The 13,963-nt window shown below is 60.3% G+C and carries 14 protein-coding genes; 2 read left to right on the top strand and 12 right to left on the bottom strand.

What is annotated here, in order from left to right:
- Nucleotides 1-101 precede the first annotated feature (101 nt).
- Nucleotides 102-1,220: an alanine dehydrogenase gene (gene ald, locus ACR3E4_RS06640; protein WP_480533412.1), complete on the top strand. Its 1,119-nt coding sequence runs from the start codon at nucleotides 102-104 to the stop codon at nucleotides 1,218-1,220.
- Nucleotides 1,221-1,325: 105 nt separating this feature from the next.
- On the opposite strand, the gene ACR3E4_RS06645 is transcribed toward ald, so the two are convergent.
- On the bottom strand, nucleotides 1,326-2,120 hold the full coding sequence (locus tag ACR3E4_RS06645; protein ID WP_480533774.1) for a mechanosensitive ion channel family protein: 795 nt from the start codon (nucleotides 2,118-2,120) through the stop codon (nucleotides 1,326-1,328).
- 115 nt (nucleotides 2,121-2,235) lie between these two features.
- Complete coding sequence (mscL, locus tag ACR3E4_RS06650) at nucleotides 2,236-2,664, bottom strand: large conductance mechanosensitive channel protein MscL (protein WP_480533414.1); 429 nt, start codon at nucleotides 2,662-2,664, stop codon at nucleotides 2,236-2,238.
- A gap of 149 nt (nucleotides 2,665-2,813) precedes the next feature.
- On the opposite strand from mscL, the gene ACR3E4_RS06655 reads away from it, so the two are divergent.
- Nucleotides 2,814-3,512, top strand: a complete 699-nt coding sequence (locus ACR3E4_RS06655) for a glutathione S-transferase family protein (RefSeq protein ID WP_480533416.1) — start codon at nucleotides 2,814-2,816, stop codon at nucleotides 3,510-3,512.
- 60 nt (nucleotides 3,513-3,572) lie between these two features.
- On the opposite strand, the gene ACR3E4_RS06660 is transcribed toward ACR3E4_RS06655, so the two are convergent.
- From ACR3E4_RS06660 to ACR3E4_RS06705, 10 genes are all read right to left on the bottom strand, one after another.
- Nucleotides 3,573-4,019: a YtoQ family protein gene (locus ACR3E4_RS06660; RefSeq protein ID WP_480533418.1), complete on the bottom strand. Its 447-nt coding sequence runs from the start codon at nucleotides 4,017-4,019 to the stop codon at nucleotides 3,573-3,575.
- Nucleotides 4,020-4,048: 29 nt separating this feature from the next.
- Nucleotides 4,049-5,143: a Hint domain-containing protein gene (locus ACR3E4_RS06665; RefSeq protein ID WP_480533420.1), complete on the bottom strand. Its 1,095-nt coding sequence runs from the start codon at nucleotides 5,141-5,143 to the stop codon at nucleotides 4,049-4,051.
- 132 nt (nucleotides 5,144-5,275) lie between these two features.
- Nucleotides 5,276-7,672: a phenylalanine--tRNA ligase subunit beta gene (gene pheT, locus ACR3E4_RS06670; protein WP_480533422.1), complete on the bottom strand. Its 2,397-nt coding sequence runs from the start codon at nucleotides 7,670-7,672 to the stop codon at nucleotides 5,276-5,278.
- Nucleotides 7,673-7,750: 78 nt separating this feature from the next.
- The gene (locus ACR3E4_RS06675; RefSeq protein ID WP_480533424.1) at nucleotides 7,751-8,545 is read right to left on the bottom strand and encodes a CE1 family esterase; all 795 of its coding nucleotides are present in this window, start codon (nucleotides 8,543-8,545) and stop codon (nucleotides 7,751-7,753) included.
- 118 nt (nucleotides 8,546-8,663) lie between these two features.
- Entirely contained in the window at nucleotides 8,664-9,290 is a 627-nt protein-coding gene (locus ACR3E4_RS06680) for a hypothetical protein (RefSeq protein WP_480533426.1), read from the bottom strand.
- Nucleotides 9,287-10,360, bottom strand: a complete 1,074-nt coding sequence (gene pheS / locus ACR3E4_RS06685) for a phenylalanine--tRNA ligase subunit alpha (RefSeq protein WP_480533428.1) — start codon at nucleotides 10,358-10,360, stop codon at nucleotides 9,287-9,289. Before pheS ends, ACR3E4_RS06680 begins: the two co-directional genes overlap by 4 nt.
- A gap of 70 nt (nucleotides 10,361-10,430) precedes the next feature.
- Entirely contained in the window at nucleotides 10,431-11,801 is a 1,371-nt protein-coding gene (locus tag ACR3E4_RS06690) for a glutamate--cysteine ligase (protein ID WP_480533430.1), read from the bottom strand.
- Nucleotides 11,802-11,867: 66 nt separating this feature from the next.
- Entirely contained in the window at nucleotides 11,868-12,395 is a 528-nt protein-coding gene (locus ACR3E4_RS06695) for a hypothetical protein (protein WP_480533432.1), read from the bottom strand.
- Nucleotides 12,392-13,240 (bottom strand): GNAT family N-acetyltransferase, encoded by an 849-nt coding sequence (locus ACR3E4_RS06700; protein WP_480533434.1) that lies wholly within the window; start codon nucleotides 13,238-13,240, stop codon nucleotides 12,392-12,394. Before ACR3E4_RS06700 ends, ACR3E4_RS06695 begins: the two co-directional genes overlap by 4 nt.
- Nucleotides 13,237-13,962 (bottom strand): 16S rRNA (uracil(1498)-N(3))-methyltransferase, encoded by a 726-nt coding sequence (locus ACR3E4_RS06705; RefSeq protein WP_480533436.1) that lies wholly within the window; start codon nucleotides 13,960-13,962, stop codon nucleotides 13,237-13,239. Before ACR3E4_RS06705 ends, ACR3E4_RS06700 begins: the two co-directional genes overlap by 4 nt.
- Nucleotide 13,963: the final 1 nt, after the last annotated feature.

Consider the following 13,963-nt stretch of genomic DNA (forward strand, 5'->3'; position numbering starts at 1 on the left):
ATAATCTCCCACATATTTCTCGTTTGGCAAGTGGGGTTTCACAAAAATTGCACTGCGGTTTGCCCATAATTTGTGCAAATTGTGAACGGAGGAGACCTCACATGAAAATCGGATGCCCCACGGAAATCAAACCTCAGGAATTTCGCGTCGGCATGACGCCGAACGCCGCTGGCGAAGCGGTGGCGCGTGGTCACGAGGTGATCATCCAATCCGGCGCCGGTCTGGGCGCGGGCTTTGACAATGACGCCTATGTAGCGGCAGGTGCCAGCATCGTCGACACCGCAGAAGAGGTGTTCGCCACCGCCGACATGATCGTCAAGGTCAAGGAACCACAGGCGGGTGAGCGCAAGATGCTGCGCGAAGGCCAGCTGCTGTTCACCTATCTGCACCTGGCCCCCGATCCGGATCAGACCCATGACCTGCTGGCCTCGGGCTGCACCGCGATCGCCTATGAAACCGTGACCGACCGCAGTGGCGGCCTGCCGCTGCTGGCGCCGATGTCCGAGGTTGCGGGCCGTCTGGCCCCGCAGGTCGGCTCGTGGACTCTGCAAAAGGCCAATGGCGGTCGTGGTGTTCTGATGGGCGGCGTTCCCGGTGTTGGTCCGGCCAAGGTCATTGTGATCGGCGGCGGTGTCGTCGGCACCCATGCGGCCAAGATCGCGGCCGGCATGGGCGCGGATGTCACCGTTCTGGACCGCTCGCTGCCACGCCTGCGCTATCTTGACGACGTGTTTGGCGGCACCTTCAAAAGCCAGTACTCGACCGCAGGCGCCACTGCCGAGCTGATTCAGGATGCCGACATGGTAATCGGCGCGGTTCTGATCCCCGGCGCAGCAGCGCCCAAGCTGATCTCGCGCGCGCAGCTGTCGACCATGAAACCCGGTGCGGTTCTCGTGGACGTCGCCATCGACCAGGGCGGCTGTTTCGAGACCTCGAAAGCCACCACCCATGCAGACCCGATCTATGAAGTCGACGGCATCATGCATTACTGCGTGGCCAACATGCCGGGCGCGGTTGCGCGCACCTCGACCATCGCTCTGGGCAACGCGACTATGCCGTTCATGCTGGCACTGGCCGACAAGGGCTGGAAAAAGGCCTGCCAGGACGACCCGCACCTGCTGGCAGGTCTGAACGTCCACGCAGGTCAGCTGACCTATGAAGCGGTCGGTGTTGCGCTGGGTCTCGATTTTGTCGCGGCCGAGGACATCGTCAACGCGTAAGGGCTCCCGCCCCTGAAAGCCCCCTCTGACGAGGGGGTTTACACCGTTGCGATGAAGCCAACCGGAAAAGGGCATTTCCAATGCCCGTATGACGGGCGGGAGCGCTCAGCCCTGTTTCTGAATCTCGACCGAATGGGGATAGGGGATCGACACGCCCTTGGCATCGAACGCTTCTTTCACCGTTTTGGTCAGCTCGAACTTCACATCCCAGTAGTCCGCAGCCGCGCACCAAAGACGTGCCGTCAAATCGACCGAGCTGTCGCCCAGATTGGTCACGCGCACCCAGGGCTCCGGGTCACTCATGATCCGGTCATCCGCCTTGGCCACGTCCAGAATGATCTGCATCGCCTCATCCGCGCTGTCGCCATAGTCGATGCCGAATACCAAATCGACGCGCCGGGTATCATGGGCCGAAAAGTTGGTGATGATCGATCCCCAGGCCTGACCATTTGGCACGATGATCTGCACGTTGTCCGGCGTCACCAGTTCGGTGGTGAACAGGTTCAGATCCCTGACGGTGCCTGCCGTACCGCCGATATCCACATACTGGCCCAGCTTGTAGGGCCTGAACACGACCAGCATCACGCCAGCCGCCAGATCGCTCAGCGTGCCCTGCAGCGCCAGACCGATGGCCAGCGAGGCGGCACCCAGAATGGCGACGATACTGGTGGCCTCGATCCCGAAGATACCCAGCACGGCGACCAGGACCATGGCCAGAATGGCCCATTTGATCATGCTGGCGGCAAAGTTGCCCAGCGTCGGGTCAATCTGCGGCGTCTTGTTGATGCGGCGGCGCACAACACCCGAGATCATTCCGGCCAGAATCCAGCCCAGAATGAGAACGATCAGAGCCTTGCCCGCGCTCAACAATACCGGCATATAGCCGTTTGCCATATCCATGGCCTGGTTCGCCATTTCGATCGTCTGATCCATCCTGGCCTTTCCTTCTCTCAGTCATTTCAGAAAATTTGACCCCGCCAGTCCGGCGAGGCCAGTTTTGCGTTCATCGCAGTGATTACTTCTTCAGCGCGTCGCGGATTTCCATCAGGATGTCCAGCTCGCTGGGACCGGCAGGCGCCTCTTCCGCTGCCTCTTCCTCGGTTTCTGCTGCGTCCTTGACCCGGTTGACCATTTTCACCAGCAGGAACACCACCCACGCGATGATCAGGAAGTTGATGACCGCCATGATGAACGCGCCATAAGCAAAAACCGACGCACCTGTCTCGCGCGCCGCCTCAAGGCTGGCACCTTCGGCCACGTCCCCGGCCAGTACGGCATAATTGTTGGTAAAGTCGATGCCACCGGTAAACAGGCCGATGAGCGGGTTGATCAGATCACCCACCAGAGACGTGACAATTGCGGTAAACGCCGCGCCGATGATGATACCGACAGCCATATCCATGACATTGCCTTTGGCAATGAAGGTCTTGAATTCCTGAATCATGCTTCCCTCTTTCCGGTTTTTTTCAGGCGCTTGCGTATTGTGTTCGCGCGCAGGCGCAGGGTAATTGTGCGCTCATTGCACTAATAAATGTATGTTTTTATGGGAAACAGCACCTATTTTTCCCCAGACAGCAGTTTTCAGGAGGTTTCATGCCCATCTTCGCATCTTATTCCATTACAGACAGATGGCCCCCACAGGACCCGACGGTCATTCAGCTGTATTCCTTTCCCACACCAAACGGCGTGAAAGCCTCGATCATGCTGGAAGAAACCGGCCTGCCCTACGAGGCGCATCTGGTCACGCTGGCGGACGCGGATGTCAAAAGCCCCGAGTTCCTGTCACTGAATCCCAACAACAAGATCCCCGCTCTCATCGATCCCAACGGCCCGGATGGAGAACCCATCGGCCTGTTCGAAAGCGGCGCGATCCTTCTGTATCTGGCTGAGAAGACCGGGAAGTTCATCGGTCAGTCTGCCGCCGACAAGCACCGCATCACCCAATGGCTGATGTTCCAGATGGGCGGGATCGGCCCGATGTTCGGCCAATTGGGGTTTTTCCACAAATTCGCTGGCAGCAAGATCGAAGACCCCCGCCCGCGCGAGCGTTACATCAACGAGGCCAAGCGCTTGCTGAACGTCCTGAACACGCAACTGGATGGGCAGGACTGGATCGCCGGAGACTACTCGATCGCCGACATGGCCATCGCACCCTGGCTGCGCGGGCTGGAATTCTACGAAGCCAAACAGATTGTCGGCTGGGGCGACCATGCCAACGTGGTGGCTTACCTCGACCGGTTTCTGGACCGGCCTGCGGTGCAGAAAGGGCTGGTGACCCCGCCACGGGACTGATTGCGCGGCCATCGAAGCAGGGCTTGCGGTCACTCAGGACCGCAAGCCCTGTTTTCTGATTTATCCCGGCAAACTACCTGTCAACACATAGCGCAGGATTTCAACCACCTGACGCGGCTCTTCCGCGACGGCCAGCGCAGCGGCATCGACCTCTTTCAGCGCGTGCTGATGGTCGGGGCCATGAAGCACGATGATCGACTTGCCCAGCGCCGCCGCATAACCCGCATCAAAGGCTGCGTTCCACTGTTTGTACTTGTCACCGAACCGCACGACGACCACGTCCGCGTCGGCAATGCCTTTGCGAGTGCGGATCGCATTGACCATCGCGCCCTTGTGGTCATGCCAGTACTTGTTCGGCTCGCTTCCCAGGATGGCAACTCCGCAATCGTCGCTGGCACCATGATCAGTGACCGGGCTGTTGAACCGGATATCCAGATCCCGCGCGCCATCGATGATCTGTTCACGCCAGTCCGTGTGGATTTCTCCGGAAAGGTATACGTTCAGCATGGTTCTCACATTTGTTCAGATAAAAGGCCTCAGGCCCGTTGGGCGCATTGTGCTTCCTGCGACACCAGCGTCAATCCCTGTTTCAGCATCCTGCGAACCAGCTTGCACCGCTCGGACCCTTTTGCGGGGATCAGCGCGGCGGCGGCGGGGACATGATCTTCGCGCAGGATCACGGGCAGCGCTTGCTGGATTTCGCGTATCTGCACATCCGACAGCGCCCGAACCGCTACGGGGCCGGGATAGAAGCTTTCGGAGAGGCAACCTTCGGCATATAGCACCTCATGGTGTTCCATCAGCAAGTGAAAGTACTCGATTTCCTCGATCGTTTCATCCAGAAAGACACCCGGCACCTCCAGCAGATCCTTGGCTGCAATCAGTACATCACGGGCACCGAACATCTGTTCCGCCAGATCGGATGAAACCAGAATGCGGTGCTGCCGCGACACCACCAGATCACGGTGCGGCAGCCCATCGCCAAGCGCGCCCGCGCTGATCCGTACCGGGCGCAGATTTGGTTGCCGCCCAAAATCCGCCTTCGACCGCGTGTCACGACCGATCCAGACGAGTTTCTGCGGCCCCTTATCCCGGGTCTGTAAAAGATCACCGGGTGTCAGCTCTTCGACCGGTCGCGTCAATCCGTCCGGCAGAGCAATCCGGGTGCCTTTAGCAAAACACAGCTGAATGACCAGATCCACATGTTCCTGCGTGCCATCGCTCGAAGTTCGGACCAACGGCCCAACCGTATAGGTCACGCCGGGGGTCAACTGACCGTCCGAGAAAAATCCGACATCATCACGGTTGATGCCGGTGCTGCCTTCGAACGCCGTGTCGAAAGCATGAGCGGCATACAGGCGAAACGAGCTGCCGTCGCTGCCGGTCACCTCGAAATAATGGTTCACCCCTACAAAATCGCGGGTGATGCCCAGGTCGGTATCTGCCGAGTCAAGGCTGACCAGATCGCCAATCTCGGTATTCGGGGCCACGTCGTTGATGAAATCATCATCGTCAGTGACGGTGATGTTATCGATGCCGTTGCCCTTAATATATTCAAAGGTATTGCCGGTCGCGATTGGTCCGGACAAGTCTTCGCCAACGCGGTAAACAGTAAACGTCGTGGTAACCATGAATCCTCGGGCAACAAAAGCCAGAGGCCGGTATAACAACAACGGAACCAAAGGCTTAGCGCTCAAGCATCAAAAAGACGTGATCCGCAAACCGGGCGTTTGCAGAGCTTTTCCGCAACGGGCGGCTCAGGGCTACCCCCTGAGCGTTCCGCCCGTGGCCTTCGTCACTTTGGCAATGATCTTCTCGGACACCGCTTCGATGTCTTGCTCCTTCAGCGTCGCATCCGTCGGCTGCAAGCGCACGGTGATGGCCAGCGATTTCTTGCCCTCGCCCAGACTGCCACCGATGAATTCGTCAAAGACACGCACATCTTCGATCAGCGCCTTGTCGGCACCGGCTGCGGCATTGACCAGCGTCAGCGCCTCGACATCCGCATCGACGACAAAGGCAAAATCACGCTCGACCGCTTGCAGATCACGCAGTTCCAAAGCGGCGCGGGTAGCGCCGGATTTACGGGGCAGAGGTACCTCGTCCGGCCATATGGTGAACGCCATTGCCGGGCCTTTGATGTCCATCGCCTGCAGGATGCGCGGGTGCAGTTCACCGAACACACCCAGCACCTTTTTCGGACCCAGACAGATCTTGCCGTGACGACCCGGATGCCACCAGACATCCCCGTCTCGCAGGATTTGCACCTTCGCAGGCGCGCCAATCGCGGCCAGAACCGCCTCGACATCTGCCTTGGCGTCATACACATCCACCGGCCGCGACGCGCCATGTACGTCCTTGGGACCATTGCGACCGACCAGCAGGCCGGTAATCTGGGTTTTCTGATCGCCGGGTTCGCCGTCATGGAAGACGGGGCCGACCTCAAACAGCGCCACATCCGCATAACCCCGCGCCTGATTGCGCGCTGCCGCCTGCAACAGGCCAGGCAGCAGATCGGGGCGCATATGGCTCATCTCGGACGAGATCGGGTTTTCCAGCTGGGTCGCTTCGTCGCCACCGCCGAACAACGCCGCCGAGGCCTGATCGATGAAGGTATACGACACGCACTCATTATACCCGAGCGCCGCGCAGGTCCGGCGCGCCATCGACTGGCGGCGCTGCGTCGGAGTCATCACCGGCTTGGGGATACCATCGGTGACACGCGGCAGAGGTTTGCCCTGTAGCTTGGTCAGCGAGGCAATCCGCGCCACCTCTTCCACCAGATCGGCCTCGCCCATGACATCCGGGCGCCAGCTGGGGACATGGGCCATTTCACCCTCGAGACGGAAGCCCAGACGGGTCAAAGTCTGACGCTGATCGCTTTCGGGAATGTCCATCCCGACCAGAGACTTCACACGTTCCGCATCCAGTCTGTAGGCCCGCGCATGGTTCGGCGCCTTGCCCGCCTCAACCACATTCGACGCCTCACCACCGCAGATATCCAGGATCATCTGCGTCGCGTGTTCCAGCCCCTCGCGGGTGTATTCCGGGTCGACCCCGCGCTCAAACCGATACCGCGCGTCCGAGTTGATCTTCAGCGCACGCCCGGTCAAAGCGATCTGCACGTGATCCCAAAACGCGCTTTCGAGGAACACATTCACCGTGTCCTCGGTACAACCGGTTTCCTCGCCGCCCATGACGCCAGCGATGGATTCCGGACCTTTATCGTCCGAAATCACCATCATACCGGGCTGCAGGGTGTATTCCTTTTCGTCCAGCGCCACCAGCGTCTCACCACCCTTGGCGCGGTGCACCCGCAGGTTGCCCTGCACCTTGTCCGCATCGAACACGTGCAGCGGGCGGTTGTGGTCGAAGGTCATGTAGTTGGTGATATCCACCAGCGCCGAAATGGGCCGCAGCCCGATTGCCTTCAACTGATCCTGCAGCCATTGCGGGCTGGGGCCGTTCTTCACGCCCCGGATCAGACGCCCGGTGAAATGCGGCGCACCGTCCAGCGTATCCTCGTCAATGGCTACCTTGATCGGGCACTCGAAATCACCCGGCACCGGCACATAGTCACGCTGTTTCAACGTGCCGATGCCACGCGCCGCCAGATCACGCGCGATCCCTTCAACGCCCAGCGCATCCGGGCGGTTCGGCGTGATCGCGATCTCGATCATCGGGTCAACCTTGGAAGGGTCGTTCTCGGCCAGCCAGTCCACGAACCTGTCACCGACCGCGCCCGAGGGCAGCTCAATGATACCGTCATGCTCGTCCGACAGCTCCAGTTCACGCTCGGACGCCATCATGCCAAAGCTCTCGACGCCGCGGATCTTGCCGACGCTGATGGTGATATCCAGGCCGGGGATATACATGCCCGGTTTGCAGACCACGACGGTAATGCCTTCGCGCGCATTAGGCGCGCCGCAGATGATCTGCAGATCGCCCTCGTCCGTTTCAACCGTGCAGACGCGCAGCTTGTCGGCGTCGGGGTGCTTTTCGGCATGTTTCACATGACCCAGCGTAAAGCCCGCCAGCCGGTCCGCCGGGTTGACGATCTCTTCAACCTCGAGGCCAAGATCGGTCAGCGCCTCGGCGATTTCATCAACCGAAGCGTCGGTGTCGAGGTGGTCTTTCAGCCAGGACAGAGTGAATTTCATTGCTCGGGGCCTTTTTTGGCAAACATCCAGTCGGCACAGGCAATGGCAAAGAATGCGCCGGGGTGCAAGCGCTGCGCGTCATGGATAAGTCGGGGTGCGGCCCAAAAGCTCGTCCAACTGCCGCCCGATCCAGCCATGGGGGATGAAATGGCCACCGGGATGCGTGTCCAGCGTGACCCGCCCGCGCGCACAATCGGTCCATTCCACACGGCTGAGCGTCAGGATCGGCACAACGCTCCAGTCGCCGCGCGGGGTGGCGGTTTCGCAGCCGTATTTCTGCCGCCACAGAGCCACCGGATAAGTGGTATCGCCATTCGCGCCATAAGGGAAATCCATCACCGTATCACTCAGGCCATGCACATGGCGCACCTCGCGCGGGGCCTGCGGGCAATCCTCGGTCTGGCGGATGGTCCCGGCCACACCCAGCAGGGCGGCGATATCATTGCCCGACTGGCAGGCATAGCGCCACGCCATCGCGCCGCCGAAAGAATAGCCCGAGACATAGATGCGCTCCGGATCAATCGGATAGCGCCTGGCGACGTCCTCCAATACCCGGTCTGCAAAAGGCACATCCCCGGTGTCCGAAGTCCAGAAATCCCAGCTTTTGCCCAGCCCGTTGGGGGCCACCAGCAACACGCCGCGCAGCTTCGTGGCACCTGCGATGCGTTCATGATCGACAACCACAGTCCCCTGCCGCGCCCATCCATGGAAATGCAACAGCACCGGCAGCGGCGTTACCCCGTCCCACCCGTCCGGTTCCAGCACATGGTACGAGCGGTCACCGACCTGACAGGCGGTATCGCCGTGGCAAGTATCCACCGCAGCGGCTTGGGTGGCGATCAGCAAGAAAAGGCAGAGCAGTCGGTAAATCATGCGTCGGAGCCTACCCGCCCAGTGTCCGCTGTCACGTCACAACCCCGTGGGAGAATGTGACAAGGCTTGGCATCGCCAACCCCACGGGTGCCTAAATTCTAATTCTCAGCCAATTAATTCAATGCTTGTCGTATCTAGCTATGGGTAATAGCACTTCTTTGATCGCATCAATTGCACGAGTTTGCTTCATCCCCAGAGCGTCCTGATCGCTATAGGAACCGTTCAAGCAGCGTTCACATTCTACTCTCAATTCTCGTGCTTCCGGCGTGTCAACGTGCTCAGACTGGATCAGTTTGTCTATTGCCCAGACAATTTCATTGCGAATACGGAACAATTCATCAATCGCTTTGGAAACCGTAGAATCCCCAATCAAAACCTCTTGCCGGACTTCCGCCTTACGGAGAGCAGCAAAGGTCTCTTCTCTGTCGAAAATACGTCGCTTCCTAAACAGATAGTATTCTGTTCGATTTTCAGTGGCTTCTTTCGGAATTTTTCCGAATGGTTGCCGTATTAACTTTAGAGCCTCATCAGCATTCAACACTGCGGTTAAACAAAATTCAGCCGCCTCCGCCCGGGAACGCGATTTCGCCGCTGTTTTCCAAAGTTTAAGTTGATAAAAACCAGCAATCACGCCGAAACCAACGGCGAACGTACCAAAGTCGGCTAAAACTGAGGCTAATGGAGCAATCCAGAAGAAATCACCGCAAACATTTTCGCACGCCGTGATCACTTCAACTTCGCTCACCGAGACAAACCACCATGCAGGTTCGGCATATCCAGCGCCGCGAACCCGTAGTGGCGCAGCCAACGCAGATCGCTGTCAAAGAACGCCCGCAAATCCGGAATGCCGTATTTCAGCATCGCCAGACGGTCGATCCCGATGCCGAAGGCAAAGCCTTGATAGACCTCCGGATCAATCCCACCAGCGGCGATCACCTTGGGGTGGACCATGCCTGAGCCCAGAATCTCCATCCAGTCGTCGCCTTCGCCGATCTTCAGCTGACCGTTATCCCACGAACAGCGGATATCGACCTCGGCCGACGGCTCGGTGAAGGGGAAATGCGAGGCGCGGAAGCGCAGTTCGACGTCGTCGACCTCGAAGAACGCCTTCACAAACTCTTCCAGAACCCATTTCAGGTTCGCCATCGAGATGTCTTTGTCGATGGCCAGCCCCTCGACCTGATGGAACATCGGCGTGTGGGTCTGGTCATAATCGGCGCGGTAGACACCGCCCGGGCAGATCACGCGGATCGGCGCGCCCTGCAGCTCCATCGAGCGGATCTGGACGGGCGAGGTATGGGTGCGCAGCACATGCGGCGGGCGGTTGTCACCCTCGGCGCGGTGCATGTAGAACGTGTCCATCTCGGCCCGCGCAGGGTGGTGGCCGGGGATGTTCAGGGCGTCGAAATTGTGCCAGTCGGTTTCGATCCGCGGCCCTTCGGCCACCGAGAAACCAAGTTCGGCAAAAATCGCGGTCAGCTCCTCGGTCGCCTGACTGACCGGGTGGATCGAGCCCTGACGGCGCGCGCGGGTCGGCAGGGTGACGTCCAGCCATTCGGTGCGCAGACGCTCATCCAGCGCGGCATCGGCCAGCGCGGCCTTTTTGGCCGACAGCGCCGAGTTGATCTCATCCTTCAGGGCGTTCAGCGCGGGGCCTACAATCTGGCGTTCCTCAGGGGTCATCTTGCCCAGCTCGCGCATCTTCAGCGCCACTTCGCCTTTTTTGCCCACGGCGGCGACGCGGATCGCCTCAAGCGCGTTTTCGTCGCCCGCATCGGCGATTTGGCCCAGATATTTTGCCTTAAGATCGTCCATGACGCCCTCTGAATTTGGTCCGGAACCTGCTATCGGCCCAGCCGCGTGAATGCAAGCGGCTGGGTGCGGATCAATAGCTGTATTCGGGGTAAATCCGCGTCAGATCGCCGTTCCAATCGCCGTGATAATGCTCCAACAGCTCATCTGCGGGCACCTTGCCGCTGTCGATACTGTCTTTCAACGCGTTGAGGAAATGCGTCTCATCCGGGACCAGACCGCCTGCACCGGGATAGGCGCGGGCTTTCAGACCGGCATCGGCGATGTTGACCACCTCGCGCGCCAGATCGTGCATGTTGATGTCGCCAACCTGCGCCTGCAGGCCCTTGACGGCGGCCTGCACCCGCAGTTCCTCGCGGGTCTCGGCATCCCAGCCCTTGACCAGATCCCAGGCCGCATCCAGCGCGCCCTGATCGTAGGTCAGGCCGACCCAGAACGCCGGCAGCGCGCACAAACGACGCCACGGGCCGCCATCGGCGCCGCGCATTTCCATGAATTTCTTGATCCGCGCTTCGGGGAAGGCGGTGGTCAGGTGGTCGGCCCAGTCGGACAGGGTGGGCGTTTCACCCGGCAGCGCGGGCAGTTTACCCTGCAGGAAGTCACGGAAAGACATGCCCAGCGCGTTGATATATTGCCCGTCGCGATAGACGAAATACATCGGCACATCGAGCGCATATTGCACGTAACGCTCGAACCCGAAGCCTTCTTCGAACACGAAGGGCAGCATGCCGGTGCGTGCGTCGTCCAGATGCCGCCAGATATGGCTGCGCCAGCTTTTCTGGCCGTTGACCTGCCCCTCGAAGAAGGGCGAATTGGCGAATAGCGCCGTCGCGACGGGCTGCAAGGCCAGCGCCACGCGCAGTTTCTGCACCATGTCGGCCTCGGACCCGAAGTCGATATTGACCTGAACCGTGCAGGTCCGCCGCATCATGGCGCGTCCCATGGTACCGACTTTTTCCATATAGTCGTTCATCAGCCGATAACGCCCTTTGGGCATCAGCGGCATCTCGTGATGGGTCCAGATCGGGGCCGCGCCCAGACCGATGAAGCCAACGCCGATCTCGTCGGCGATGTCCTTTACCTCGCGCAGGTGCGTGTTCACCTCATCACAGGTCTCGTGGATCGTCTCCAGCGGAGCGCCCGACAGTTCCAGCGCGCCGCCCGGTTCCAGACTGACATTGGCGCCGTCTTTCTCAAGCCCGATCAGATGCCCGGCCTCGCGCACCTCGCCCCAGCCGTGGCGGTCGCGCAGACCTTCCAGCACCGCGACGATGGACCGAGTGCCTTCGAACGGCAGTGGTTTCAGCGTGTCCTTGCAATAGCCGAACTTCTCATGCTCGGTGCCGATGCGCCAATCTGCCTTGGGCTTGCAGCCCGATTCCAGATATTCGGCCAGTTGCTCATGGCGTTCGATCGGCCCGCCGCCGGACTGGGGAATGGACATGAACCGTGCTCCGATCCTGATGTGTCTTGCGTTGCGGGTCAGTCCTGAGCGCAAACCGCGCCAGTGTCAATGCAACCGCAGATGCGCAGGGCGCGACGGTGTGCGTTCCCAGATCACCACCGGATGGGGCGATCCGCCGTTGAGTTCGGCCAGCATTTGTTCGGTTTTCAGCCCCGGCAGGTTCGAGAACATGTCAAACAGCGCCTCGGCCCCTTCAGCGTTCACCGGAATGTGAAGCGTCGGCTGACCCGGTTGATCCAGCACCCAATGCGCCGGATCAGAGGTCGGGTCGAGGGCCAGCCTTTCGATTTCACGAGTCGCGACAATGCCGCCATCCAGCGGCCCGAGATAGGTGATCTGGCCTTCGTCTACGGTCACCAACCCGGGACCGCCTGCGCCGGTTCGGAACCGTGCACGCTGCACCCCGATCACAGCCAGAGCCAGCGCGACCACCACCAGTACCCAACCCAACCAGCCCAGCAAACCTCCGGGCCCGCTGATCCAGCTGAGGCCCACGAGCAGGACAGCCCCGCCAACCAGCACTTCGCGCCAGCGCCACAGGGCGAGTTTGGCTTCGGGTCGGATGAAACTCATGCGGTGTCCTCCGGGTTGGTGAACAGGATCAGCGAGAACTGGCCCGCCGGTTGGAACCCGATTGCCATATAGGCACACGCGGCGGAATCGGAAGCCGCAAACAGAACGGCGCGGGAAACACCGGCGTTACGTGCCTCAATCAGATGCAGGGCGACAGCAAGGCGCGCATAGCCGCGTCCGCGCAGCGCGGGCGGTGTATAAACACCGCCGATTTGCACAATCTCGGGCAGGCGGGCGTTGAAACCGGTCATGGCGACAGGCCGAGCGTCGATCAGCAGGACCCTGTGGGAATCGCGCTTTGTATAAGCCTCGAAATCTTCGCTGGCTTGTCTTGCAGCCCGTGCAGGATCAAAGTCCATCGCCTCGACCAGATAATCGCGCCGCCAGTTTTTGGTGATCGATTTGTCGACAACACCTATCGGAACGATTTCAGCGCCTGCTATTTTCGGCACAAGAAGCTGCTCAAGATTCAGCGAAAACCCCGGCTCGTCATTATTGAGCGTAGCAGGTCGGTTTTCCCACCCGCCAAGCTGAATGATCCGGCGCGCCTGCTCGGCTTCGGCCGCTATGCCAAACAGGACATGACCACGGATCATGCTGATAACCTCTGCCAGTTCCGCGTCTGTGCAGTCCGGGCATTGCGGCAGAATCATGCCTTCGTTCGTAATGGCAAAAACTGCGCGTATCGGTTCGCCTAGCAGCCAAATTTTCAGCGAGCGGGGGTGCAGGCCGTTCAGACCAAAGTCGCGCAGGTTGGTGAGTGGAAACATCGAGCTCTGAATGTGCTGCGAGAGGAACTGGCCGATCAAAGGTACATCGCTGTCCTGCGCAACGCGCCAGGTCACGTCCAATCCCCCAGCGCCTGTTGCCACATGGTCATCGCCGCCACCGCTGCGGTATCCGCCCGCAGGATGCGGGGACCGAGGCTGACGACATGCGCATAGGGCAAACCGGAAAGCCGCTTGCGCTCGCGGTCCGAGAACCCGCCTTCGGGGCCGATCAGAATGGCCCAGGGTTGGTCTTTACCCTGCGCAGCCAGACGCAGGGCCGACCCGACCTCTGCCTCATCACAGAACATCAGCTGACGGTCGTCAGACCATGCGTCCAGCACCCGATCAAGCCGTTGAAGGTCGGCAACCTCGGGCACATAGGTGCCGCCGCATTGCTCGGCGGCCTCAACGGCATGGGCCTGCAGGCGGTCCTGCCGGATGCGTTCGGAATTGGTGAACTCGGTCTGCACGGGCAGGATCCGCGCCGCGCCCATTTCCGCTGCCTTTTCAACGATAAAGTCGGTGCGCGCCTTTTTGATCGGCGCGAATAGCAGCCACAGGTCAGGCGGCAGTTGCAATGGCTTTGTCTGCCGGGCACAGGCCAGAACACCACCCCGTTTGCCCGCTTCGGCAACCTCGGCCAGCCATTCGCCATCCTGCCCGTTGAACAGGGCGACCTGCCCGCCCACAGACAGGCGCATGACCCCGAACAGGTAATGTGCCTGTTCGCGCGTCAAAGGAACCGATTGCCCCGGACCCAGAGGGTGCTCTACATACAGTCTGATCTTCGCAGTCATG

The sequence above is a fragment of the Ruegeria sp. AP11 genome, from assembly GCF_056535865.1.

Bases quoted from the DNA above. Each gene is read 5' to 3' on its own strand.
- ACR3E4_RS06705 (WP_480533436.1), bottom strand. From the start codon at position 13,962: ATGACTGCGAAGATCAGACTGTATGTAGAGCACCCTCTGGGTCCGGGG.
- ACR3E4_RS06675 (WP_480533424.1), bottom strand. From the start codon at position 8,545: ATGATTTACCGACTGCTCTGCCTTTTCTTGCTGATCGCCACCCAAGCC.
- ACR3E4_RS06655 (WP_480533416.1), top strand. From the start codon at position 2,814: ATGCCCATCTTCGCATCTTATTCCATTACAGACAGATGGCCCCCACAG.
- ACR3E4_RS06660 (WP_480533418.1), bottom strand. From the start codon at position 4,019: ATGCTGAACGTATACCTTTCCGGAGAAATCCACACGGACTGGCGTGAA.
- ald (WP_480533412.1), top strand. From the start codon at position 102: ATGAAAATCGGATGCCCCACGGAAATCAAACCTCAGGAATTTCGCGTC.
- mscL (WP_480533414.1), bottom strand. From the start codon at position 2,664: ATGATTCAGGAATTCAAGACCTTCATTGCCAAAGGCAATGTCATGGAT.
- ACR3E4_RS06665 (WP_480533420.1), bottom strand. From the start codon at position 5,143: ATGGTTACCACGACGTTTACTGTTTACCGCGTTGGCGAAGACTTGTCC.
- ACR3E4_RS06695 (WP_480533432.1), bottom strand. From the start codon at position 12,395: ATGAGTTTCATCCGACCCGAAGCCAAACTCGCCCTGTGGCGCTGGCGC.
- pheS (WP_480533428.1), bottom strand. From the start codon at position 10,360: ATGGACGATCTTAAGGCAAAATATCTGGGCCAAATCGCCGATGCGGGC.
- ACR3E4_RS06645 (WP_480533774.1), bottom strand. From the start codon at position 2,120: ATGGATATGGCAAACGGCTATATGCCGGTATTGTTGAGCGCGGGCAAG.
- pheT (WP_480533422.1), bottom strand. From the start codon at position 7,672: ATGAAATTCACTCTGTCCTGGCTGAAAGACCACCTCGACACCGACGCT.
- ACR3E4_RS06690 (WP_480533430.1), bottom strand. From the start codon at position 11,801: ATGTCCATTCCCCAGTCCGGCGGCGGGCCGATCGAACGCCATGAGCAA.